Consider the following 22,258-nt stretch of genomic DNA (forward strand, 5'->3'; position numbering starts at 1 on the left):
CGGGCGCCCGCGGGGCGATCGCTACAATCGAGGGTAGACAGCGAACATTCCAAGCAAAGGCCGCACGTCCATGATCCCAACCGTCATCGAAAGCTCCGGTCGCGGCGAACGCGCATTTGATATCTACTCGCGCCTGCTGCGGGAGCGCATCGTTTTCCTCGGACAGCAAGTCACCGACGAACTTGCTAATGTTATCGTCGCGCAAATGCTGTTCTTGGAAGCAGAAGATCCCGACAAGGATATCTATTTGTATATCAACTCCCCTGGCGGTTCGGTTTACGCGGGATTGGGCATCTTCGACACGATGAACCAAATCCGCCCGGACGTGAGTACTATCTGCTTGGGTTTGGCTGCTAGCATGGGCGCGTTTTTGCTCAGTGCTGGAGCGAAGGGTAAGCGCCTTAGCTTGCCGAACTCGCGCATTATGATCCACCAACCGCTCGGCGGCGCTCAGGGTCAGGCGGCAGATATCGAGATTCAGGCGAAGGAAATCCTGTATCTAAAGCAGCAGCTCAATCAATACATCGCCGACCATACCGGACAGCCGCTGGATCGCATTGCTGAAGACACCGAACGCGACTTTTTCATGTCGCCCTTCGAAGCGGCAGAGTACGGTTTGATCGACCAAGTAATCGATCGCAAACCCTCCGCCAGCAACCCACCCGACACCAACGGTAACTAACATCACCCACTAACAACAAGATGCCACTCGACGAGCGACTGTCTCCGTTCTCCTCCGGGAGCGTGCAGTCGCTCGTTTGTATTAGCGTTTGCCCGGCAGCTAACTGGAAATGGCAAGAAGGTTGCGCGTTGAATCGGCGAGATCGAAAAAATCTAGCAAAGGAAGGGAGCGTCAGGACAGTTTCTCGAAGGAAAGTCTAGGAGCAACGTCCTTTCAGTGGCTCTTTGCAAATTCAAATTACGCGCAATCGGGCACAAACTCACAACAAGCGAATGGCCTTTATGTTCTTTTAGGGTCGCTCGGGGTAGTCCGATCCCCGGCTAGACCCCTTTCAAACAGCTTTTTAGCTTAATCTCCCCCGAGTTATCTCCGCTGAAAACATCCCACGCAAGCCCAAAGTTCGTTCTCAGATTTGCTGCTCATGACCATTTGTTTGTGTCCCGGCATCCACGCCCCACAGCTCACCCGCGAGTTTGCTGCTGCCATCGGACTGAGCGCACCGAAAGTTGCCCCTGGCAGTCCATTCGCGATCGCCGATCTTCTGAGCTTCCTGGACGGAGCGATCGCCTCGACCGAACCCCTAACGTTCATTGCCTTCAGCGCGGGAGTTGTCGGTGCAATTGGGGCTGCACCTTTGTGGCAGCAACGCGGCGGCATCGTGCGTTCGCTCCTTGCCTTCGACGGCTGGGGCGTCCCGCTCGCTGGCACGTATCCCCAACATCGCTTCAGCCACGATCGCTTCACTGCTTGGAGTTCGACCCTGCTCGGTGCTGGCGACGACCTTTTCTTTTGCGACCCACCCGTTCCGCACCTTGATCTATGGCGATCGCCACACACTGCCCGTGGGTGGCACGTCCCGCGTCCCGGCTGGCACCACCGCACGACTGCCGCCGACCTGACGCGATCGCTCTTGGCTCGCTACGGGGAAAACTTGAATTAACTCTGGAGGATGGGAAGAGCAAACGGTCGCTCGGCGATCGCAATGCATGGCAGGGGGATTCTCAGCAACCTGCAAAATATTTAACAAAACTCTTAAAATAGGGTTCCAATCGTTCAGATGGCCGTAGCATCATAAACAACGTTGTTAGCACCTAATTAGGATCGGAAGGCGTAAGCGATGGAGTTGCGAGTTGCTCCTCGCCCCCGGGCTTTGGCGATCCAGTCCGAAATATCTTCGCGAAGCAACCTGCGGTGGCTTTGCGCCGCCGACTTACAAGTAGCTAGTTCTAGCTAGCGTCTGAGAAGTGTAGGTTAAAGAAAGTGACAGCAACCCTGGGCAACCCACACGCATCCTCCGAAATGCCCCCCGCGATCGCCATCCACTGCAAGCGGCGTACAGGAGCTTACGCGCTGATGGATAGTCTCAAGCGCCACGGCGTCACGCACATTTTTGGCTATCCTGGGGGCGCGATCCTGCCGATCTACGACGAACTCTATCGCGCCGAAGCCCGCGGCGACCTAAAGCACATCCTCGTCCGCCACGAACAGGGTGCTTCCCACGCCGCCGATGGGTATGCTCGGGCTACGGGTCGCGTCGGTGTTTGTTTCGGAACCTCCGGTCCCGGTGCGACCAACCTCGTGACTGGCATCGCTACCGCCCATATGGACTCGATTCCGCTCGTCGTCGTCACCGGTCAGGTGCCGCGCAATGCGATCGGGACCGACGCTTTCCAAGAAACCGACATCTTCGGCATTACGCTGCCGTTGGTAAAACATTCCTACGTTGTGCGCCATGCCTCTGACATGGCCCGCATCGTCGCCGAAGCGTTCCACATCTCCAGCTCCGGCCGGCCGGGACCGGTGTTGATCGACGTCCCCAAAGATGTGGGCATCGAGGAATGCGATTACATCCCCGTCGAGCCGGGGCACGTCAATTTACCTGGCTTTCGCCCAACCGTGAAGGGCAACTCGCGTCAGATCGCTCACGCAGCGCGGATGTTGCAGGCGGCGGCACGACCGCTTCTATACGTTGGCGGCGGTGCGATCGCTGCCGGTGCCCACGCCGAGATCGTGCAGCTCGCCGAGCATTTCCAGATTCCCGTTACGACGACGCTGATGGGCCTGGGTGCATTCGACGAACGCCACGCCTTGTCCGTCGGTATGTTGGGGATGCACGGCACGGCTTACGCCAACTACGCCGTCAGCGAATGCGACTTACTCGTGGCGATCGGGGCGCGGTTCGACGATCGCGTTACGAGCAAGCTCGACGAATTTGCTTCCCGTGCCAAGGTCATCCACATCGATATCGATCCAGCAGAGGTCGGTAAGAACCGAGCGCCCGAAGTCCCGATTGTCGGCGATGTAAGGGTTTGCCTGCAACAGCTGCTCGCACGGATTGCCGACTTGGGAATTGATGCCGATAGCAGTCGCACCCACGCCTGGTGCGAGCGCATCTCGCGTTGGAAGCGCAACTACCCGTTGGTAGTCCCGCACCCGGATGGCAAGCTCTCGCCCCAGGAAGTCATCGTCGCTATCGGGCAGCATGCCCCCAACGCCTTCTACACGACCGATGTCGGCCAGCACCAAATGTGGGCTGCGCAGTTTATCAACTATGGCCCGCGGCGTTGGATTTCAAGTTCCGGTTTGGGCACGATGGGTTTCGGGTTACCTGCTGCGATGGGCGTCAAAGTTGCCCTGCCGGACGAACAAGTCATTTGCATCAGCGGCGACGCCAGCTTCCAAATGAACTTGCAGGAACTTGGCACGCTTGCACAGTACGGAATTGCAGCCAAAACTGTCATTATCAACAATGGCTGGCAGGGCATGGTGCGCCAGTGGCAGCAAACGTTCTTTGGCGAACGCTATTCGGCGTCGAATATGCAAAGCGGGATGCCCGATTTCGTCAAGCTCTGCGATGCCTACGGTCTCAAAGGCATGGTGGTTGGCGATCGCGCTCGGCTCGACGACGCCATTGCCGAGATGCTGGCCCACGACGGCCCGGTTTTACTGGACGCCCACGTGACGCGCGACGAAAACTGTTACCCGATGGTCGCACCGGGTAAGAGCAACGCTCAGATGCTCGGACTGCCAGAACCGCAAGAATCCGAATCCCCCCCAGAACCGGTGGTCTGCAGCAACTGCGGCATGGCTAACCCTGCCGCACACGCTTTCTGCTTCCACTGCGGCACCAAGCTATAAGTGCTGCGTCTATACGAGACGTAACGGCTGCCGCTACGCGCCCTCCTGCCATAGCGGGGACGGTTTCCGCGAAATTGGGTGCTTGAAGCACAGGTGATAGCTTAAGGGGAGCCGCATTTAAAGCGGTTAAGTGCTCTCCCCATCAAAATTAGGGCGCGTTCTCTCACCGCATTTTCGCAGGATGCTTGGATACTGCTTTCCCGCTTCGATCGTCACGGAACGCTTGACCGGCAAGAGCACTCGCTTTATGGCAGCTTGCCGAGATCGGTCCCACCAACCCCACTGTTGCGAACTGCTGTTGAACCCCGATTTTAGGAAGCTTGTCTAAGCGCACAACTGCAAACAAGGAGGAAGCAACGCGGGTGTTGGCAGAAGACCGGACACAGGCCAGCGATCGCGAACTCGTTCGGCGCTGCCAGCAAGGCGACACCGACGCATTCCGTCACCTTTATCGACGCCACCAGCAAAAGGTGAGATCGCTGCTGTATCAGCTTTGCGGCGGACAGGTGCTGGACGATCTGGTGCAGGAAGTATTTCTGCGGGCCTGGAAAGGCTTGCCGAAAATGCGTCAAGCAGCTACTTTTTCCACCTGGCTATACCGCATTAGTTGGAATGTGGCCAGCGACCAGCGTCGCAAGTTTGCTCTCCAGCGCCGCGATCGGGCCGCGATCCAATCCGACCGGGCCGACGTTGCAGCAACTGAAGCGCCCGATTTGATGCAGCTCCATCACCGCGAACTCGTCCAGCAGGGCCTCGATGCCCTCGCTCCCGAGCAGCGCCTGTTGATCCTCCTGCATGAAATCGAAGACGTGCCGCATAAGGAAATCTCCAAAATTCTGGGCATTCCGATCGGGACGGTAAAATCGCGACTGTTCTACGCGCGCCGCGCATTGCGCGAGTATCTGCAACAGCAAGGAGTCTATCCGTGAGCCAGCCCCCTCCCCAGAACGAAGACCGCTTGGCTGACTTTCTGCGCCGCTATCAACCGGAGCCGCCTCCAGCCACGCCCGAATTCGAAGAGCAGCTGATGCGGCAAATTGGCTTAGCAGAGACGCCAAATCGGCGGTTGCGCTCATTTCGCCTCCTTGGAACAGCCGGGGCGATCGCAACAGGAGCGCTGCTGATTTGGGGGGGCTTGCGTTGGATGGCTTCGCGGCCGGCCGCAAGTGTTGCTGAAGCTGAAGTCGAACTCGAAACGTTCGTTTTCGAGACATGGACCGGAGCAACGACCGGGCCGGTTGTCGCAGATCCGGCCGCAAGCAGCTGGTTGAAGGCAACGGATGCTGGGCCGATCCAGCCAGCACAAAGTTCTGAATAAAAGGGCCCAAGGCTGCGCTAGCCAGCCAGCTGTGCCTTGCTCGCGGCGGTTGTTGCAGGAGAGCAGGCCTGAACTTGCAGACAACCGTGACTTGACTCGATGCGGAGAATCATCGTGAACGAACAATTTCGCCACCTGACTGGATTGTCGACTGTAGTATTGTCGCTATCCTGTCTGCTCCTGCTCTCGCTACCGAGCGAGGGTGCAACTGCTGGTGAATGCAACCGTTTTGCACGCGCGCAGACCCCGATCGCGCATGCTAGTGGCGAGTCAAACCGCCCGCCCCGCCCTCGGGCCGGGGCGGGCGGGCCACCTCCGACAGTGACGATCGAGGAACTTAACCTCAGCAACCAACAACTGCAGCAAATCTCGACCATCCGCGCAGCATATCGCGCTCGCATCGAGCAACGCGAGACCAGTCTAGAGAGAGCTCAGGACCGACTGCGCGAGTTAATGGCGGGAACGGCTACGGTAAGCGAGATTCGCGCTCAGTACGGGCGCGTGGAAGAACTGCGCCAGCAGCTCGGCAACCTGCACTTCGAGAGCACCCTGGAGATGCGGAATGTACTGACGCCAGAACAACGTCAAGAACTGAACGAGATGTTGGAAGAGCGTCGCGCAAAACGTCGCTGCGTCAAATAGAGCGATCGCCTGCCAATTGACAGCATGCACGTTTTTCTGCGAACTGAGGTGCATTAGCCGCGCTGCCACCCTCGCCGAGCCGGCGTCTGCTTATGAGAGTCCGCTTATGAGCGCCCGCTTAATAAAGCACTAGCATCAATTCCTGCTGGTAGCGTTGCGTGAGCTCGCGATCGGCACCGAGCAACTTAAAAATTGCCAGAGCAGCCTTGCGCGCGCCATCGCTTCGGTACTTGCGGCTCGCACTTACGATCTCGAGGAGTAAAGGCAAAGCGCGATCGTAGTCTTCCGTTAGCGCGAAATGGATAGCTTTGGCAAAGGGGGGATCGAGGTCGCTTCCGGTTTCACTGCAGGCTGCTTGCTGCAAGTGAATTAGCTCGATCAGCGCTTGGGCAGGAGAATAGTGCTCGATCTGGCGCACGTCGATCGCCTGCAACAGCTTTTCAGCATCTTCGAACCGACTGCCGTAAACCAAGAAACGCGCTGCTTCGAGAGTCAGTGCCGGATGGTTGGGGTAGCGTTCGAAGAGGCGATCTAGGTGGGTCTTTGCGCACGCTAAGTCATCGGCAGCAACAGCTGCTCGTACCTCGTTTAGTCCTGTTGCCAGCGCCGAGTGCAGCTGCAATCGGGTTTCCAGTAATTCGCGCAGTTGTGGCTCTGGGAGCGCGCCAACGAACCCCGGCAATACCTCCCCCGCAACCGCCAAGCGGACGTCCGGGACGCCCTCGACCTGATATTGGTTTGCCAGGTCTTGGGCGCGGTCGATATCCACCTTTGCCAGCACGAAGTCGTACTCCTGGACCAATTGCTCTAGTAGCGGTCCTAACATCTGACACGGACCGCACCACTTAGCATAAAAGTCGATCAGCACCGGACGCTCGTGGGAGGTGGCGATGACGGCGGACTCGAAATTGCCGCGGTCTACTGCGACAATAGAGCCGGTAGTGATTCCCATCGGGGCTGTCTCTCCTCTCTAAGTAATGGCACGCAACCAACACGCGTGTTTGCAGAAAGTTCGTAACCTAAAGCACTTTCTGCTTAAAGGTCCCTCGATTTTAGACCGAGGACTGCAGACTGCAGTGAGGGCGCTCCGCATGCTATGCAGTCTCTACAACGCAAACTGCTGCGCTCGGAGGGTATTTTCCGGCAATAGCGATCGCTGTGAAAATCAGTTCGTGCGGCTTGCTGTTATTCGACCAGTTCAGTCAGCAAGTTCGACCGTAGGGTCCGAAGAGGGCGGCACGCCCTCAAGCACGAGCAGCACCTCCATCACGGATTTGACAATCGGTGCGGCAACGGTCGAACCAAAAATGACTCCTCGTGTTGGCTCGTCTACGACTGCCAGAACCACGTAGCGTGGTGCTTCTACGGGGACAATGCCAACGAAACTCGTAATCCTAGCGTTGGTGTAATAGCCATTCAGCGCTTTCTGAGCAGTACCGGTTTTCCCTGCAATTCGGTAACCGGGGATGCGCGCGGGTTTCCCGCTGCCGTCGGTAACAACGGTTTCCATGAGTTTTAGGACTGCCCGCGTTGTCACCTCGGAAAAGACTCGGCGGGACGGAAACTCAAACTCTTTTTGCAAATCACCATTTGCATTCACCAATCCGCGCGCCACGTGTGGCGTAACGAGGCGACCGCCGTTAGCGATTGTGGCGTGTAGTTGCGCTAGCTTGAGCGACGTCAATGAAATCCCTTGCCCGAAAGCGGCAGTTGCCGGTTCGATCGGATAATTCAAGAATTGAAACTCGCTCTTAATATGACCGGGGGTTTCGCCGAGCAAATCGACGCCGACGGGCTTTTCCATACCCAAGTTCAGCAGCGCCTTGTAGTATTGGCGCGGGGACAGCTTTTGCATGATGTGGATCATGCCGACATTGCTGGAAACCTGCAGCACCTTGGCGACATTAATGCTACCGTTACCGCCACGACTGTAGAAATCGTGGTTGGAAATCGGCCAGCCGCCAATAGTGACTCTACCGGGATCGTAGACCACTGTTCCGGGCTCAATCGCACCAGCTTCCAAAGCGATCGCCACGTTGATCGGCTTGAACGTAGAACCGGGTTCGAACAGGTCGCCGATCGCCCAGTTTTGTAACTCTTCGAGTTCGTGAGCGAAGTAGCGATTGGGGTTGAAGCTCGGCTCGCTGACCAGTGCTACTAGGGCGCCTGTATGCACGTCCATGACGATGACGGTTCCGCGCTTAGCAGCAAAGACCTCCATCTGTGCCCGCAATGCCTCGCGCGCAGCGCGCTGCAAGCGCAGATCCAACGTCAGCTGCAGGCGCGAGTCATCAAACTGCACGGCATTGTCGGGCAGCGATCGCGGTAAAAGTTGCCCGTTCCCTGCTTGCTGAACTCGTAAGGGATCTCCCTGACGGGATAGCAGTTCTTCCCGGGCATACTCAACACCCGCCTGACCGCTCCGCTCGTCGCGCTGCACGTAACCGACAATACCCGCTGCCAGATCGTGTTGTGGATAGTAACGTGCGTATGTGCGTTCGAGGTCGATACCACTGAGCCGCGCGTCGGCGATCGCGCGCGCGACATCCTCAGTGAGATTGTCGGCGACGCGGATACCGGTATCTTGTTGGCGAAAGCGCTCGGCAAGTTCGTCTGCCGTGTAGTTATCCAGCCAGGGCGCGATTCGATCTGCAACCGCTGCAGCGTCGTCGACTAAGGCAGCTCCTCCATCCGATCCCGCATCATCTGAGGTGTCCACCAAACTCTCTAGCCTGGGAAACATTTCCGGATGAGCGTAGAGCGTGTACACGACGCGATCGCTGGCGAGGACGCTGCCGCGCCGATCGACGATCGCGCGACGTGGAATGTATGGAGGGAGCGGCACCGTCCGCTGAGCCCGAGCACGTTCGGGCAAGGATGGCTTACCGCCGCCGGAGGTTTGCAAACTCGCGATCTGCAACCAGTAGGCGCGCGTACCGAGGGCAAAGCTGGCAAGCAATAAAATTAACCAAACCACCAGCAAGCGACGCGTTTGTTGCTTCCGGACTCGCTGTTGTTTGCGGCGAGACAATGAACTCATGCAGGGTTTGTTGGAGGAAGCAAGCGACGCCCGCGCAGTAGGTGCCATCAGTAGCCAAGAGGCGATGTCACCGGGACGAGTTCGTCGAGTGTTGAGGACGAAGAATCTGACGCCGGTTCGACAGACATTGGTCCGCTGGCAATCTCAGCAGGCGGCTCAACAAAGATTGCCCTTGATGGAGCAGCGCTTTCCAGACCGCGATCTGGATCGGCAGCTTGTTCTGCCAGCTCGTATTGAAGTGTTTCAATTGCGACTGTGAGGTCGCGTTCCTGCTGCTGCAAAGAAGCCAGTTCTTGAAAATCCTGGTTCCATGCTCGCTGTTCGGCTAGCGTCCACGCATATATGCCGAGGGCCGCAGTCGCGAGCCCAATTGTTGCCAGAGACACCGCTTGCTGCGTAGAGGCAAGCAGGCGGAACAGCGGCGGCAGCTTGCGCGTTCCATCAGTTGTCTTCTGGCGACCAGATGGAAAGTGCTCAACTCTTCGCTCAACCCGCCGCGATGGGCGTCGGCGTGTCGGAAGTTCGCGCTCGGGCAGTGGTGCTAGCGGGGGGCGATACCGGGGAGCTACTGACATAAAATTTGCCGATAACTTTACGATTTCAAACTGTCTAAATTGTGAGCTGTTTATACACTGACTTCATCCTAGCATCGCATGTTTCCCGATCTCGATAGTTTTAGCATTTGTTTTGTCCGCGAAAAAACACACATCAAGCCAAACGCGCGATCGCGCGAATCGTACTATATTTTGTTCTATTAGTTCTTTTGTTCTTACCTGGGCTCGCGACTTAAATTCATGCGAAAAATACTATTGGGAGAGGCAGGCAAAGGGCAATACGGTAATCGCCAGGCAGAGGGCTCCTGGCGAGATAGAACACATGAACCAGTCTGGCGTCGTGCGAGCACCACTGGTTGCTTGCAATAGATCTCTTAAATTTTGGGAGTTGCGTTTGGACGGGTCTCAAACGAGATAGGTCCAGCACGATTGGAGAGATTTTGAGAGATTTCTAGTGGGTATAGTCTTAGCAAACAGCCGCGATCTTGCAGGAATGCCAGATGCCTAAAGCGATCCAGATGGCAGGCGAAAGAATGCTGTCCGGGCTACAAGTTTTGGACAAGAAACAGCCGTGTTGTATGTCCCTGAGCCCGAGCTATTTTCGTGACAGATAGAGGGGCAGAGTAGATTCCTCTGTGTCTCTGTTTTTTCAGGGTGTTCGGGCAACACTCGGGTACGTTCCTAGGATTTTACAAGTCATCCAAATTCTATAGGTCTGATACTGGCTGAGTGACACATCTCATGAAACCCCTGAAATCTCCCAATTAGCTGGCGTGGTTGAAGCACTTGTGTCAGTCACTCAGGGCGTGATGACTGACTCCGCGCTTTCAATCGGCAACTCGGGTCGTCTAGGCGCATTTATTGCTACCTGCAGCGGTGTTGGCATCGACGGGCTTTCAGGAAGTTGCGACTGCTAGAGCTTAAGTCAACAATGCAGCGCGAGAATTACGGTATGTATTGCTCTGCTGCTGGAGTCTGTCAAAGATATCTTGCACGCATTGCCGCGGATGTAGAAATTGAAAACTCAGCGGTGCTCAACATGCTTATTTCAGCGCTTTGCCTAAATAGTCCGTCCTTGCGTGAGGCTGGGGTTACGGATGGAATCAGCGCTTTGGTTGTTAATGGTCTGGTTACTGTCTTTCCACCTATTCCCATCGCAGCAGACGAGAAAGCCAATCCAAGACAGGCGGCGCTGATGGACAATGCCAGCTTCCATAAAGTGTCAGCAATGGTGGAGGCAATCGACAAGTTGGACGCAAGCTGCCGTTCCCGGTTGCCGTAATTGCCGGGCTCGAATAAGCTTGAGAAGTTCTGGGCGAGGTTGAAGCAACATCTGCGTCAGCAACTGGACCCGTCGGAGGATTTCTGAGAAGACGCGGACCGAGGATTCAGAGAGCCAACCTAACCAACCTTTCAACTGCCAGAAAAAGAGCGAAAACCTACCTGTTGTCCCAGCTCAAACCAAACACAATCGAACTCCGTTTATGCGACGGATATTTAAAAAAAGGGGCAACTGCCGAGCAGCTGCCCCAGAGCTTGGGAACACGCTTAACCGAAGCCGGGACTACTGAACGACCAGTTTGACGTTTGCCCCTTGCAGGTTATGTTGCTTGACGTCCGCCAGGGTTTTGTTGACCGCGTACTTCTGGTTGATCGAGTTGATCAGCTCGGTCTGATTGTGCTTCTTCGCCACGCCCCAGAGGTCGGCGATAAGATCGAAGGTGCCGTCGCTGTTGCGCGACCAACCTAGATCGTAATCGCCATCTAGGACTGCCACGATATCAGCACGCAAGCGCTGACCGTTGTAACCGCGAACGTCTGCATCGAACTGTACCGTCAGACCGAGGTCGCGCAAGGACGACTTAAGAATTACGGCATCGGCAATCTTGGTACGCAGAGTGCTAAAGTGTGACATTGGGGGGTATCCTCCTGTGTAGAAGAGACGTAAACGACAACGTTTGGGGTTTTTGCCGCTGGCGCACGCGCTGTGCGGCTTTTTTTCTGTCGGCTCTCGACGAACCGACCTTCGCCCTGCCAAGCAGGGACAAAGCCTGTCAGAACTCCAGCCGCTGGTACTCAGCTACTGAAGCAGAAGCCGGTCGAGCTCGCTGCCGCGCCCACTCTCGTAGCGCTGTCACTTGCTCGGTCATCGTCCGTGACAGCGGCAGCGTTGACTTCATCGCAGCAATGATGTCGAGCTGGGTGAACTCGCGGTGTTGAGCAAAAGCGTCATACATAGCTGCAACGATCGCCTGTTCGATCTCGGCTCCAGAAAATCCATCCGATGCAGCAGCCAATTGCTCTGGGTTGAAGCGATCGGCATCCGGACGCCGCTTGCGCAGGTGGATTTTGAAGATTGCTGCTCGCTCTTCGGTATTGGGTAAATCGACGAAGAAAATTTCGTCAAAGCGACCCTTCCGCAAAAACTCACCCGGAAGACGTTCGACGCGGTTTGCCGTCGCCATCACAAAAACGGGTTGCGTTTTCTCTTGCATCCAGGTCAGAAAAGACCCGAATATCCGGCTGGACGTCCCACCATCGGAGTCAGCCGAGCCAGCACTTCCAGAGAAAGCTTTGTCAAGTTCGTCAATAAAGAGGATGACTGGGGAGATCGACTCGGCAGTGCGCAACGCGTTCCGAAGGTTGGCTTCCGATCGCCCGACCATGGAACCATCGTACACGCGACCCATATCAAGGCGGAGCAGCGGTAATCCCCACAGTCGCGCAGTTGTTTTGGCAATCATTGATTTGCCGCAGCCGGGAACGCCGAGGATCAGCATGCCTTGGGGTTGGGGTAAGCCATACTCACGAGCACGCTCGGTGAAGGCATCGGAGCGCTGTCTCAACCATACTTTCAGCTCGTCCAGACCGCCAACAGCGTCGATGGTCTCGTCGTGTTCGATGTACTCGAGAATCCCATTCCGACGAATCAGCTGCTTCTTCTCGGTGTGAATGATATCAACTTCCGCTTCGGTAAACTGGGCGGATTTGACGTAAGCTTTGCGGAAAACTTTCTCGGCTTCATCGCGCGTCAAGCCCAGGGCAGCTTTCAGTAGCTTTTCTCGCACATCAGTGGTCACGCGACGATTGGTTTTGTCGATTTGCTCTTGCAGGACGTCGTCGAGCTCGCTGAGGGAGGGCAGCGGGAAGTCGAGGACGACCACTTCCTTCTCGAGCTCGATAGGAACCTTCTGTACAGGCGACATCATTACTAGCACCTTATCCGTACCCTTGAAACTGGCGACCGCATCGCGCAACCATCGCGTCACAGCTGCTGAATCGACAAACGGGTGCAAGTCTTTAAAAATGTAGATGCCGGGATCGCGCTGGCGTAGGGACCATTCAATAGCTGCTTCAGGCGAGAGCGTGTTGTGTTGAGTGCTGGTACGAGGTTGACCGTGCTCGACTAGCCCACTGGTTACCGTCCACACGTAAACCCGGCGCTGAGACGACGAAGACAGTCGCAAATCGGCGAGAGCGGCGATCGCCTGCTCGGCACGCTCCTCTTCAGAGGTGACAAGATAGATCAAAGGGTATTGAGCTTTGAAAAGTAGGCTAAGCTCTTCTTTCATAGCTTCAAACAGTTAATCTCCTGTGTTCCAGGCGCAGACAGCGCCGAATCTAGTTGTCCGATACCACCCAGAATTGGTTTTTTACCCGACGCCTCCAGCGACCGAAAGAGTGCTAGCAGGGAACGAGTTCGCCTTCGCCCGGCGAATCCGAGTGCGATACAAAGTCTTCACAAATTTCCTCAACAGCTAGCTCCTCGATCTCCTCAGCCGTAAGCTCATCGGTGACAATCGTCGGATGGCGACCGAGGGTCAAAATCCCGTTCTCGCGAAAAACCAGCGAACTCGCGCACTCGGGACAGTTATAAACCCGGTGCGTATTGCAACTGGCTGCCTCCAGACTCTCGACGGCTTCGGGATGTTGAAGATAAAAACCCAAAGCTCGCTCCGCTAGTGCAGACATCGATTCGGCTTCAACAGCAGCTCGGATCTTCAGCTGGCGATGCAACCCCGGCGGCACATACAGCGTGAGCTTTTGCTTTTCTTTTGGCTTGTCTTTGCTAATTAACTGGTCCGGCATGTCACTTACAGGTACTACCCGGGTATACCCTGCCACGCTAGAGGCTACAAACGTAAACGTCAAGCCGACTTACCACCTTGACGGCAGTTCTGTCATGAATATTTACAATTCGAGTTTGCCTTTGGCGAGCAGTGTATGGTTACGGCGAGAGGGGTGAGTCCTCGCGCTCAGGCGATCGCGGCGATGCACTCGATCTCGATGCGAGCATCTTTGGGGAGGCGGGAGACTTCGACGCAAGCGCGGGCGGGGGCGATCGCGGGGTCAAAATAGGTGCTGTAGATTTCGTTAACTGCGGCGAAGTCGTTCAAGTCAACAAGATAAATCGTGGTTTTGACCGCGTTCGACCAGTCAGTGCCAGCGGCTGCGAGAACGGCAGCCAAGTTAGCCATCACCTGCTGGGTTTGAACGACAATGTCATCCGCGCCGACGAGCTGGCTAGTGGTAGGGTCGAGAGCAATTTGGCCGGAAACGAAGACGAGCTGCCCATCAGTGCTGACGGCTTGGTTGTAAGGTCCGACCGGAGCAGGAGCGCGATGGGTCTGGATTGCTTGATTCATAGGTTTAGGGGTCACTTAGACTCGCGAGGGGTGTTATAACGAAGCACGGTTGCAGTGCATCCACAAGTTTTACCGAAGCAATCAGCCGAAGCGCGAAGATGCAGCGGATAAGCCGTGCCGGGGGCCAGAACTTGCGGCTGAAACCTTAAGAAGGAGATCGCGATCTAACCGTCCCTTCTCTATCGCTACTGGTCAGTCGGCGAACAACCCCCAGCGAGCAGATTTAGACTGGCATCGGCCGGCTGGAGCATATTGAAGCCTGCATGACCTGCAGGCTCCTATCTTACGGCTGAAGCGTTCCTAGAAAGAGCTATATTCAGCTCCCGAAAGTGACGTGCCCTTTCTGTTTCTCTAAGTCTCAAACTAGCCGCACTGCTCGCAACATAAGTTTCTGGAATTGGAGCGGTCGGGTGGTGAGGTGATTGCCAACATCAACGTCCGATTAAGTTTCTTTCCGCGAGCACGCATGTCGATGTCATCTTGCTGTTGAGAGTCGTGGTGAGAAATCGTAAGGTCTCGTTAACGTTATCGCGCAAGTGGCTGCTGTACCATTGAAGCACTCTTGCCAAAGTCGCCCGCAGAGGGGGTTTTGGCGCATCGGATGTTGGTTTTCAGATCGGGTAATCCGCCGGTCTCAGCCACTGAATGCAAGCTGCTACTGCGATCGCGCGATTTGAGTTGCCGGGGAGGGCAAATACACCGAAATGAATGTCAAGACCGTCTCGACGCAACCCTATGACGACCAGCGACCCGGCACGTCGGGGCTGCGCAAACGGGTTTCTATTTTCCAAAAACCCAACTACCTGGAAAACTTTATTCAGTCGCTTTTTGACAGCCTCGAGGGCTTTCGAGGACAAACTCTTGTCCTCGGTGGTGACGGACGCTATTATAATCGCACGGCTATCCAGATCGTTCTCAAGATGGCTGCGGCGAATGGGTTCGGGCGCGTTCTCGTCGGACAGGGCGGTATTCTTTCTACCCCAGCAGCCTCTTGCATTATTCGCAAGTATCGGGCCTTTGGCGGCATTATTCTCTCGGCTAGCCACAACCCGGGGGGTCCCGATGGCGACTTCGGTGTCAAGTACAACATCGGCAATGGTGGTCCAGCCCCGGCGGCGGTTACCGAAGCAATCTACGCACGCAGTCAGGAAATTCTCGAGTACAAGACTATAGAGGCTGTTGAACTCGATCTCGACCGCCTCGGCACCTCCACGCTTGGCAATATGGCAGTTGAGGTCGTCGATTCTGTGGTCGATTATGCCGAGCTAATGTCGTCGCTGTTCGACTTCGATCGCATTCGCGATTACCTGCGCGGCGATTTCCGAATCTGTATGGACTCGATGCATGCGGTGACAGGACCCTATGCTACGGCGATTCTGGAACGGCAACTCGGTGCGCCGGTCGGTACGGTGTTGAATGGATTGCCTCGCGAGGATTTTGGCGGCGGACACCCCGATCCGAACCTGGTTTACGCTCACGACCTGGTCGACATCATGTTCGGCGATGGCGCTCCCGATTTTGGAGCGGCATCAGATGGTGATGGCGATCGAAACATGATTCTGGGCAACAACTTCTTTGTTACGCCCAGCGACAGCCTTGCCGTTCTAGCAGCTAATGCCACGCTCGTCCCGGGTTATCAGGACGGATTGGCTGGCGTGGCGCGCTCGATGCCCACCTCGCAAGCTGCCGATCGCGTTGCTGCGAAGCTCGGCATCCACTCCTATGAGACGCCGACGGGCTGGAAGTTTTTCGGCAACTTGCTCGATGCAAACAAAGCTACGCTCTGCGGCGAGGAGAGTTTTGGCACGAGCTCCAGCCACATCCGCGAAAAGGACGGACTCTGGGCAGTACTGTTCTGGCTAAATATCCTGGCTGTTAAGCAACAGCCAGTTGCCGACATCGTACGAGGACACTGGCGAACCTACGGCCGCAATTACTATTCGCGCCACGATTATGAGGGTGTCGATAAGGCTCTAGCCAACGTACTGATGGAGCAATTGCGAGCGGTGATTCCCAACCTCGAGGGCAAGCCATTCGGCAATTACACCGTCAAATATGCCGACGACTTTAGCTATACCGATCCCGTTGACGGCAGCGTTGCGCAAAAGCAGGGTATACGCATCGGCTTCGCGGATGGCTCGCGCATCGTCTTCCGGTTGTCGGGCACGGGTACGCAAGGAGCAACCTTGCGCTTGTACGTGGAAAGCTACGAACCCGATTCTGCCCGTCAAAATCGCGACACTCAAGACGCTCTTGGCGACCTCATCGCGATCGCCAAGGATGTTGCCCAAATCCCGACACTGACCGGACGCGATCGGCCAACTGTGATTACGTGAAGCTAATTCCAGCAGCGGGATGCGCTGCAGCAGAGCGCGAGCTCTGACCGCCTCAGTAAACCTTTCAATCCCGAGATCCATGCTAGATACGCCTCCGCAATCCGACACTCCGCAGTTCGAGGCTTCGCAGTCCGACATTTGCTGTATCGAAGACGATCGTACCGGGTTGAGCCTCGAGACCCTCGTACGGGGCTTTGCCGACAACCTGTTCTACGTGCAGGGTAAATATCCGGGGAATGCGACCCTCAACGACTACTACATGGCGTTGGCGTATACCGTGCGCGATCGCTTGTTGCAGCGCTGGCTGAATACTATCCAGAGTCACCTGCGCGAAGACGTGCGCGTGGTGTGCTATATGTCAGCGGAATATTTACTGGGTCCGCACCTTGCGAACAACTTACTCAATCTCGGACTGGAGGAGCAAATTCGCCGGGCGGTAGAAGCCACCGGTTTGTCGCTCGATGACTTGATCGCTCAGGAAGAAGAACCCGGACTCGGGAACGGCGGCTTGGGTCGTCTTGCAGCGTGCTACATGGATTCCCTTTCGACGCTGGAGATTCCTGCGGTCGGCTACGGTATCCGCTACGAATTTGGCATCTTCGACCAGGCAATCCGCAACGGCTGGCAGGTGGAAATCACCGATAAGTGGCTGCAGCTTGGCAATCCCTGGGAAATCGCGCGTCCGGAGGAAGCCGTTGAGGTTAAGCTCGGCGGATACACCGAGGTTTATCACAACAGTCAGGGGGCCTACCGCGTTCACTGGCATCCCGGGCGCACAATTAAAGGCGTGCCCTACGATACGCCGATCCCAGGTTATCGCGTCAACACGGCCAACACGCTGCGTCTCTGGAAAGCCGAAGCGCCCCAAGACTTCGACTTCCAAGCCTTCAACACTGGCGATTATTACGGCGCGGTCAAGCAAAAGATCCTTTCCGAGAACATCACCAAGGTGCTCTATCCCAACGACGAGCAGATTGAAGGCAAAGAACTGCGCTTGGCTCAGCAGTACTTCTTTGTATCGTGCTCGCTCCAGGACATGATTCGCATGCACCTGAATGCAGGTGGCAGCCTGGAAACGTTCCACCAGAAGTACACCGCACAGCTGAATGACACGCACCCTGCCGTGGCAGTTGCCGAACTCATGCGCTTGTTAGTGGATGTGCATCACTTCCAGTGGGATAAGGCGTGGGATATCACTCGTAAGACGTTTGCGTACACCAACCACACCTTGTTACCAGAAGCGCTGGAGAAGTGGCCGCTGGAACTCTTCGGACGTTTGCTGCCGCGGCACTTGGAGATCGTCTACGAGATCAACAACCGCTTCTTGGATCGCGTCCGCGTTAAGTACCTTGGCGACGAAGGACATTTGGCGCACCTGTCGTTGATCGACGAGCAGGGCGAGCGCTACGTGCGGATGGCGCACTTGGCTTGTGTTGGCAGCTACGCGATCAATGGCGTAGCTGCTCTGCATACCGAGCTGCTCAAGCAGGACGTCCTGCACGATTTCAACGAGCTTTATCCGGGCAAGATTCAGAACAAGACTAACGGCGTAACGCCTCGCCGCTGGTTAGCTCTGTGCAATCCGCGGCTGACGGATCTGCTGCGCGAGACTATTGGCGAGGATTGGCTCGTTCACCTCGACCAACTCCGCAAGCTCGAGTTTTTTGTCGACGATGCGGGCTTCCGGGAGCGCTGGCGCGGCGTGAAGCAGGCAAACAAGCAAGCGCTATCGGCTTACGTGCGCGAGCATCTGAACATCGATATCGATCCGAACTCGCTGTTCGACGTGCAGATCAAGCGCATCCACGAGTACAAGCGCCAGCATCTGAACGCGCTGCATATCGTCAGTCTCTATGCTCAGATCAAACTCGACCCGAATGCCGACATCGTTCCACGCACGTTCGTGTTTGCGGGTAAGGCAGCGCCGGGCTACTTCATGGCCAAGCGCATTATCAAATTGATTACCTCGATCGCCGATATAGTCAATAACGACCCGGATGTAGGCGAGCGCTTGCGAGTAGTCTTCGTACCGGACTACAACGTTACGAACAGCCAGCGCTTGTATCCGGCGGCAAATCTGTCAGAGCAGATTTCGACGGCAGGCAAGGAGGCGTCGGGGACGGGCAACATGAAGTTTGCCCTCAGCGGCGCGCTGACAATCGGGACGCTCGATGGCGCAAACGTTGAGATTCGCGAGGAAGTGGGAGCAGAGAACTTTTTCCTGTTTGGGCTGACGGCTCCGGAAGTCAAGCAGCTCAAGCAGCAAGGTTACCGCCCCCGCGATTATTACAAATCCAATCCGCTGTTGAAAGAGACGATCGACTTGATTGCCTCGGGATACTTTTCCCACGGCGATCGCGAACTGTTTGTGCCCTTGCTGGATTCGCTGCTGAAGTACGATCCGTTCTTGGTGCTGGCGGACTTCCAAGCTTACGTAGACGCTCAGAAGCGCGTGAGCGCGGCGTATTGCGATACAGAGAACTGGACGCGGATGTCGATTTTGAACTCGGCACGGATGGGCAAGTTCTCTTCCGATCGCGCTATTCGCGAATATGCTCGCGATATCTGGAAGGTTCAGCCGTTGCCCATCGAACTTGAAGGTAGTGTGGAGTTTTTCGAATCCTCTACTAACCGGCACAACTGACTCGATGCATCCGGCACGAACGGCGCAGGATGCCTAGATTGTGCCTGACTTTACTGAAGTGTGGGGCGAGGAGCGCAATCGGTCCCCAAGGGACGCGTCCCATCGGTTCGAGCTCTCCGTTGTCGAGAGCGCTGGCTTCTTAAAGCTCATTCAAACAAGCCAGCGCCTCGCGCTCCCGAAAAACTGAGGATGTTACTAATCCCACTGCAGTGACTACGAGCAGAAAATAGCTGAAACGACCGATCTTCGCTCGATCGGGCTCGGACATCTTTACCAAAACAGAGGAAGTTCGGAGCAGCTTTTTATTGAAGCAACTAACGTGAAATACCATAGGGAATCGTGATGGAATGTGCTGAGTGCCAGAAACCTAGCTGGTTCTGGATTTCAACTGCTGCAGGATAGCAGCTTCCCGCACCCGAGAGCGGTTACTCTCTTTGAGAGGCATCCACTTCCCCATTACCGCAGCTCAGCGCTCCTGACAAACCTCAGCCACTTGTTTTTAACTGTTGCTTGAGGCCTGACGCAAGCGATCGGCACACCCGTCAGACACGACACCTGTCTCCTGCGAGTATTCTGTCTCAGTCGCAGGGCGCACGGCAGCTAACTTGGGTTCGGGATGGCATCAATTGGCTGCAGCCAGCCGTACGCCGGTGTTCCCAACCCGTGCGGCCAGTTGTCCGATACTGAGACCCGATCGCGGCTCGATCCAGTCGGCGGCGATCTCGGCAAGAGGAACGAGAACGAAAGCACGTTCGCCTAAGTGCGGATGGGGAATCTGGAGTCGCGGTAGGTCCACTACGCGATCGCCGTACAGCAATACGTCGAGGTCGAGGGTGCGCGGTCCCCAGCGTTCTCGACGTTCGCGCCCGTAGCCTGCCTCGATTGCCTGTAATGCAGCCAGCAACTCAACGGGCAGTAGCGAAACGGTTAGGAGCGCGCAGCCGTTAAGATACTCTGGCTGCGGCGGTCCAACTGGAGCAGTGCGATACCACCGCGATTTTGTCTCGACCCGGATGCCGTCCGTGGCGTTGAGGTCCGCCAGTGCTGAGGTTAAGGTAGCTTCCACATTACCGAGGTTGCCACCGAGCGCGATCGCGCAGCGCTCGTCGTGGTCATTCGGGTTGTCGGGCTGTCCCGGATGCTGCATCTTGCTGGCGCAAATCTCAACTGATTGGTCTCCAACCATAGCGCGGCGAACCTCCGAGTGGCGCTACGCTAGAGACGGATCGATGCCTTGAGAATTCAGTCGCCGGTATGGCCGCTCCCCGACCGATTTACCTCGACTACCACGCCACAACGCCGGTCGATCGGCGCGTGGTAGAGGCGATGCTACCTTACTTTACCGAGCACTTCGGCAATCCCTCATCAACGGGACACATTTACGGCTGGGAAGCCGAAGCAGCCGTTGCGCAAGCACGCGATCGCGTCGCCGCGGCAATCGGCGCGCGATCTGAGGAGATTGTCTTTACAAGCGGCGCGACGGAAGCAAACAACCTGGCAATCAAGGGCGTGGCGGAAGCGTATCTCGATCGCGGCCGCCACATCGTCACGGTACAAACCGAGCACAGTGCCGTCCTCGCACCCTGTCGCTATTTAGAGCGGCTCGGATTCGAGGTAACGTATCTGCCGGTGCAAGCGGATGGCTTGCTGGGGCTAGCGAACCTAGAAGCAGTGCTGCGGTCGAACACGGTGTTGGTGTCGGTCATGGCGGCAAATAATGAAATCGGCGTGCTGCACCCGCTGGCGGATATCGGCGCGCTCTGTCGCGATCGCGGTATCCTTTTCCACACCGACGCGGCCCAGGCAATTGCCAAGATCCCGCTCGATGTGGAGGCAATGTCAGTCGATCTGCTGTCGCTGACGGCGCACAAGCTTTACGGTCCCAAAGGGATTGGCGCACTCTACGTTCGGCGGCAAGTGCGGGTGGCGGCGCAACTGCACGGCGGCGGGCAGGAAAGCGATCGCCGTTCGGGAACGCTATTCGTACCGCAGATTGTCGGGCTGGGGACGGCAATCGCACTGGGACTGGATGAAATGGAGTGTGAAGGACGGCGGCAGCTGGCACTGCGCGATCGCCTGTGGCAGCACCTGCAGGTAGCGGGCGATGTGACACTCAACGGACATCCGACGCAACGGCTACCGGGCAACCTCAACGTCAGTTTTGCGGGGGTAGATGGTGCGGCGTTGCTGCTGGGTTTGCGACCGACGGTGGCAGTATCGTCTGGCTCAGCCTGTGCGTCGGAATCGCAACAGGTCTCGCACGTGTTGCGAGCCTTGGGGCGTTCGCCGGAGTTGGCGCGGGCGACGCTGCGCTTCGGCATCGGCCGGTTCGTGACGAAAGAGGAGATCGAACGGGCGGCTGCGGCAACGATTGATGTAGTGCAAAACCTGCGATCGCCGAGCGTTGCTGTAAGATAAGCGCGTCGAGGCGGGAAAGCAAGACATGATGCTGCGACGAGTTTGGGCGCTGGTTTTGGCGGGCTGCATGTTGCTCTTGTCGGGCTGCGTGCAGTACGACGCGGGCATTCGCTTCGAGGGATTGCATCGCGGCGCGATCGTCCAACGCGTGCAGCTCGGCGATCGCCTATCGAGCTTTAGCAAGTCGAGCGTGCGGGAATGGCTGCGGAGTATCGAGCGGCGGGCCCAGCAGCTCGGTGGGAGAGTGGAACGGGTGTCGCCGCTGGAATTAGCGGTCGAGATTCCGTTCGGAAGCGGTCCGGAACTGGCACAAAAGTTTAACGCCTTCTTCCATCCCGACGCACCGGCAAGTAGCGACTTGGTGGCGTTCGATGCCAGCTTGGACGTGCGGCAGACCAACTTACTATTGGTGCAGCGGACGTACCTGAAGCTGGCACTGGACTTGCGGGCATTGGCACTGCTGTCGCCGGAGGCAGCAGAAGTTGTCGATGCGGGGTCGCTGGTCGATCTGGAGTTCCACCTCGACGTGCCTGGCTCGGTCCGTAAGGCGTCTCCAGGTGCACGGCGCGAAGGTTCGCAACTCGTGTGGACATTACAACCCGGTACGATCGCTTCCTTGGAGGCAGCATTTTGGTCGGTGGAACCCCTGGGTTGGGGCGCGATCGCGATTGCCCTTTTCGTCGTCGGCGGGTTTTATCTCAAGTACCATCATTTGCCTTGGTCGGCACCGCGATCGTCTTAATCCGAGACGCGTGCGCGGTGGGTCAGATCGCCGCGAACGTTTTTTTGCCCGCCCGCCTGCGCGACCTGCAGTACAGTTGGGGCAGAACCAGACGGAGG

Annotated in this window: 19 protein-coding genes; 11 read left to right on the plus strand and 8 right to left on the minus strand. The window is 56.8% G+C overall.

Annotated elements, in window-relative coordinates:
* Positions 1 to 70: 70 nt before the first annotated feature.
* The 6 genes from clpP to KR51_RS17670 all read left to right on the plus strand — a co-directional run bounded on the left by clpP (position 71) and on the right by KR51_RS17670 (position 5,780).
* Complete coding sequence (gene clpP / locus KR51_RS13770) at positions 71 to 682, plus strand: ATP-dependent Clp endopeptidase proteolytic subunit ClpP (RefSeq protein WP_022608655.1); 612 nt, start codon at positions 71 to 73, stop codon at positions 680 to 682.
* Between the two features lie 421 nt (positions 683 to 1,103).
* Entirely contained in the window at positions 1,104 to 1,622 is a 519-nt protein-coding gene (locus KR51_RS13775; RefSeq protein ID WP_022608656.1) for a hypothetical protein, read from the plus strand.
* A 359-nt stretch (positions 1,623 to 1,981) separates the two neighbouring features.
* Entirely contained in the window at positions 1,982 to 3,820 is a 1,839-nt protein-coding gene (gene ilvB / locus KR51_RS13780) for a biosynthetic-type acetolactate synthase large subunit (RefSeq protein ID WP_022608657.1), read from the plus strand.
* A gap of 320 nt (positions 3,821 to 4,140) precedes the next feature.
* Positions 4,141 to 4,749 carry a sigma-70 family RNA polymerase sigma factor gene (locus KR51_RS13785; RefSeq protein WP_408638127.1) on the plus strand — a complete coding sequence of 203 codons (609 nt, stop codon included), beginning with the start codon at positions 4,141 to 4,143 and terminating at the stop codon, positions 4,747 to 4,749.
* Complete coding sequence (locus tag KR51_RS13790) at positions 4,746 to 5,138, plus strand: hypothetical protein (RefSeq protein WP_022608659.1); 393 nt, start codon at positions 4,746 to 4,748, stop codon at positions 5,136 to 5,138. Before KR51_RS13785 ends, KR51_RS13790 begins: the two co-directional genes overlap by 4 nt.
* A gap of 114 nt (positions 5,139 to 5,252) precedes the next feature.
* Entirely contained in the window at positions 5,253 to 5,780 is a 528-nt protein-coding gene (locus KR51_RS17670) for a Spy/CpxP family protein refolding chaperone (protein ID WP_022608660.1), read from the plus strand.
* Positions 5,781 to 5,898: 118 nt separating this feature from the next.
* Here the strand turns inward: KR51_RS17670 and KR51_RS13800 are convergent, their stop codons facing one another.
* From KR51_RS13800 to KR51_RS19840, 3 genes are all read right to left on the minus strand, one after another.
* Entirely contained in the window at positions 5,899 to 6,732 is an 834-nt protein-coding gene (locus KR51_RS13800; RefSeq protein ID WP_022608661.1) for a tetratricopeptide repeat protein, read from the minus strand.
* Between the two features lie 246 nt (positions 6,733 to 6,978).
* Positions 6,979 to 8,820: a peptidoglycan D,D-transpeptidase FtsI family protein gene (locus KR51_RS13805; protein ID WP_040656277.1), complete on the minus strand. Its 1,842-nt coding sequence runs from the start codon at positions 8,818 to 8,820 to the stop codon at positions 6,979 to 6,981.
* A 47-nt stretch (positions 8,821 to 8,867) separates the two neighbouring features.
* Positions 8,868 to 9,206, minus strand: a complete 339-nt coding sequence (locus KR51_RS19840; protein WP_156915115.1) for a hypothetical protein — start codon at positions 9,204 to 9,206, stop codon at positions 8,868 to 8,870.
* 1,099 nt (positions 9,207 to 10,305) lie between these two features.
* On the opposite strand from KR51_RS19840, the gene KR51_RS13815 reads away from it, so the two are divergent.
* Positions 10,306 to 10,656 carry a hypothetical protein gene (locus tag KR51_RS13815; protein ID WP_040656279.1) on the plus strand — a complete coding sequence of 117 codons (351 nt, stop codon included), beginning with the start codon at positions 10,306 to 10,308 and terminating at the stop codon, positions 10,654 to 10,656.
* Between the two features lie 282 nt (positions 10,657 to 10,938).
* Here the strand turns inward: KR51_RS13815 and KR51_RS13820 are convergent, their stop codons facing one another.
* The 4 genes from KR51_RS13820 to KR51_RS13835 all read right to left on the minus strand — a co-directional run bounded on the left by KR51_RS13820 (position 10,939) and on the right by KR51_RS13835 (position 14,020).
* Positions 10,939 to 11,289, minus strand: a complete 351-nt coding sequence (locus tag KR51_RS13820) for a DUF1257 domain-containing protein (RefSeq protein ID WP_022608664.1) — start codon at positions 11,287 to 11,289, stop codon at positions 10,939 to 10,941.
* A gap of 139 nt (positions 11,290 to 11,428) precedes the next feature.
* A complete protein-coding gene (gene ycf46 / locus KR51_RS13825; RefSeq protein ID WP_022608665.1) occupies positions 11,429 to 12,946 on the minus strand; it encodes a stress-responsive protein Ycf46 in 1,518 nt (505 codons plus the stop codon).
* A 112-nt stretch (positions 12,947 to 13,058) separates the two neighbouring features.
* Positions 13,059 to 13,463: a hypothetical protein gene (locus tag KR51_RS13830; RefSeq protein ID WP_040656281.1), complete on the minus strand. Its 405-nt coding sequence runs from the start codon at positions 13,461 to 13,463 to the stop codon at positions 13,059 to 13,061.
* Between the two features lie 167 nt (positions 13,464 to 13,630).
* Positions 13,631 to 14,020 (minus strand): Rid family detoxifying hydrolase, encoded by a 390-nt coding sequence (locus tag KR51_RS13835; RefSeq protein ID WP_022608667.1) that lies wholly within the window; start codon positions 14,018 to 14,020, stop codon positions 13,631 to 13,633.
* Positions 14,021 to 14,724: 704 nt separating this feature from the next.
* On the opposite strand from KR51_RS13835, the gene KR51_RS13840 reads away from it, so the two are divergent.
* Together KR51_RS13840 and KR51_RS13845 are read left to right on the plus strand one after the other, a co-directional pair.
* Positions 14,725 to 16,356, plus strand: coding sequence for an alpha-D-glucose phosphate-specific phosphoglucomutase (locus tag KR51_RS13840; RefSeq protein ID WP_022608668.1), 1,632 nt, complete (start codon positions 14,725 to 14,727; stop codon positions 16,354 to 16,356).
* Between the two features lie 79 nt (positions 16,357 to 16,435).
* The gene (locus tag KR51_RS13845; protein WP_022608669.1) at positions 16,436 to 19,000 is read left to right on the plus strand and encodes a glycogen/starch/alpha-glucan phosphorylase; all 2,565 of its coding nucleotides are present in this window, start codon (positions 16,436 to 16,438) and stop codon (positions 18,998 to 19,000) included.
* Between the two features lie 622 nt (positions 19,001 to 19,622).
* Here the strand turns inward: KR51_RS13845 and folK are convergent.
* Positions 19,623 to 20,147, minus strand: coding sequence for a 2-amino-4-hydroxy-6-hydroxymethyldihydropteridine diphosphokinase (gene folK / locus KR51_RS13850; protein WP_022608670.1), 525 nt, complete (start codon positions 20,145 to 20,147; stop codon positions 19,623 to 19,625).
* 107 nt (positions 20,148 to 20,254) lie between these two features.
* Here folK and KR51_RS13855 point away from each other — a divergent pair, with 107 nt between their 5' ends.
* Positions 20,255 to 21,418, plus strand: a complete 1,164-nt coding sequence (locus KR51_RS13855) for a cysteine desulfurase family protein (RefSeq protein ID WP_022608671.1) — start codon at positions 20,255 to 20,257, stop codon at positions 21,416 to 21,418.
* A gap of 25 nt (positions 21,419 to 21,443) precedes the next feature.
* Positions 21,444 to 22,160, plus strand: a complete 717-nt coding sequence (locus KR51_RS13860) for a DUF3153 domain-containing protein (RefSeq protein WP_022608672.1) — start codon at positions 21,444 to 21,446, stop codon at positions 22,158 to 22,160.
* Positions 22,161 to 22,258: the final 98 nt, after the last annotated feature.

Source organism: Rubidibacter lacunae KORDI 51-2 (assembly GCF_000473895.1).
Lineage (GTDB): Bacteria > Cyanobacteriota > Cyanobacteriia > Cyanobacteriales > Rubidibacteraceae > Rubidibacter > Rubidibacter lacunae.

Bases quoted from the DNA above. Each gene is read 5' to 3' on its own strand.
- KR51_RS13840 (WP_022608668.1), top strand. From the start codon at position 14,725: ATGAATGTCAAGACCGTCTCGACGCAACCCTATGACGACCAGCGACCC.
- KR51_RS13860 (WP_022608672.1), top strand. From the start codon at position 21,444: ATGATGCTGCGACGAGTTTGGGCGCTGGTTTTGGCGGGCTGCATGTTG.
- KR51_RS13800 (WP_022608661.1), bottom strand. From the start codon at position 6,732: ATGGGAATCACTACCGGCTCTATTGTCGCAGTAGACCGCGGCAATTTC.
- KR51_RS13845 (WP_022608669.1), top strand. From the start codon at position 16,436: ATGCTAGATACGCCTCCGCAATCCGACACTCCGCAGTTCGAGGCTTCG.
- KR51_RS13820 (WP_022608664.1), bottom strand. From the start codon at position 11,289: ATGTCACACTTTAGCACTCTGCGTACCAAGATTGCCGATGCCGTAATT.
- ycf46 (WP_022608665.1), bottom strand. From the start codon at position 12,946: ATGAAAGAAGAGCTTAGCCTACTTTTCAAAGCTCAATACCCTTTGATC.
- KR51_RS13835 (WP_022608667.1), bottom strand. From the start codon at position 14,020: ATGAATCAAGCAATCCAGACCCATCGCGCTCCTGCTCCGGTCGGACCT.
- folK (WP_022608670.1), bottom strand. From the start codon at position 20,147: ATGCAGCATCCGGGACAGCCCGACAACCCGAATGACCACGACGAGCGC.
- KR51_RS13830 (WP_040656281.1), bottom strand. From the start codon at position 13,463: ATGCCGGACCAGTTAATTAGCAAAGACAAGCCAAAAGAAAAGCAAAAG.
- ilvB (WP_022608657.1), top strand. From the start codon at position 1,982: ATGCCCCCCGCGATCGCCATCCACTGCAAGCGGCGTACAGGAGCTTAC.
- clpP (WP_022608655.1), top strand. From the start codon at position 71: ATGATCCCAACCGTCATCGAAAGCTCCGGTCGCGGCGAACGCGCATTT.
- KR51_RS13855 (WP_022608671.1), top strand. From the start codon at position 20,255: ATGGCCGCTCCCCGACCGATTTACCTCGACTACCACGCCACAACGCCG.
- KR51_RS13805 (WP_040656277.1), bottom strand. From the start codon at position 8,820: ATGAGTTCATTGTCTCGCCGCAAACAACAGCGAGTCCGGAAGCAACAA.
- KR51_RS13775 (WP_022608656.1), top strand. From the start codon at position 1,104: ATGACCATTTGTTTGTGTCCCGGCATCCACGCCCCACAGCTCACCCGC.
- KR51_RS13815 (WP_040656279.1), top strand. From the start codon at position 10,306: ATGCAGCGCGAGAATTACGGTATGTATTGCTCTGCTGCTGGAGTCTGT.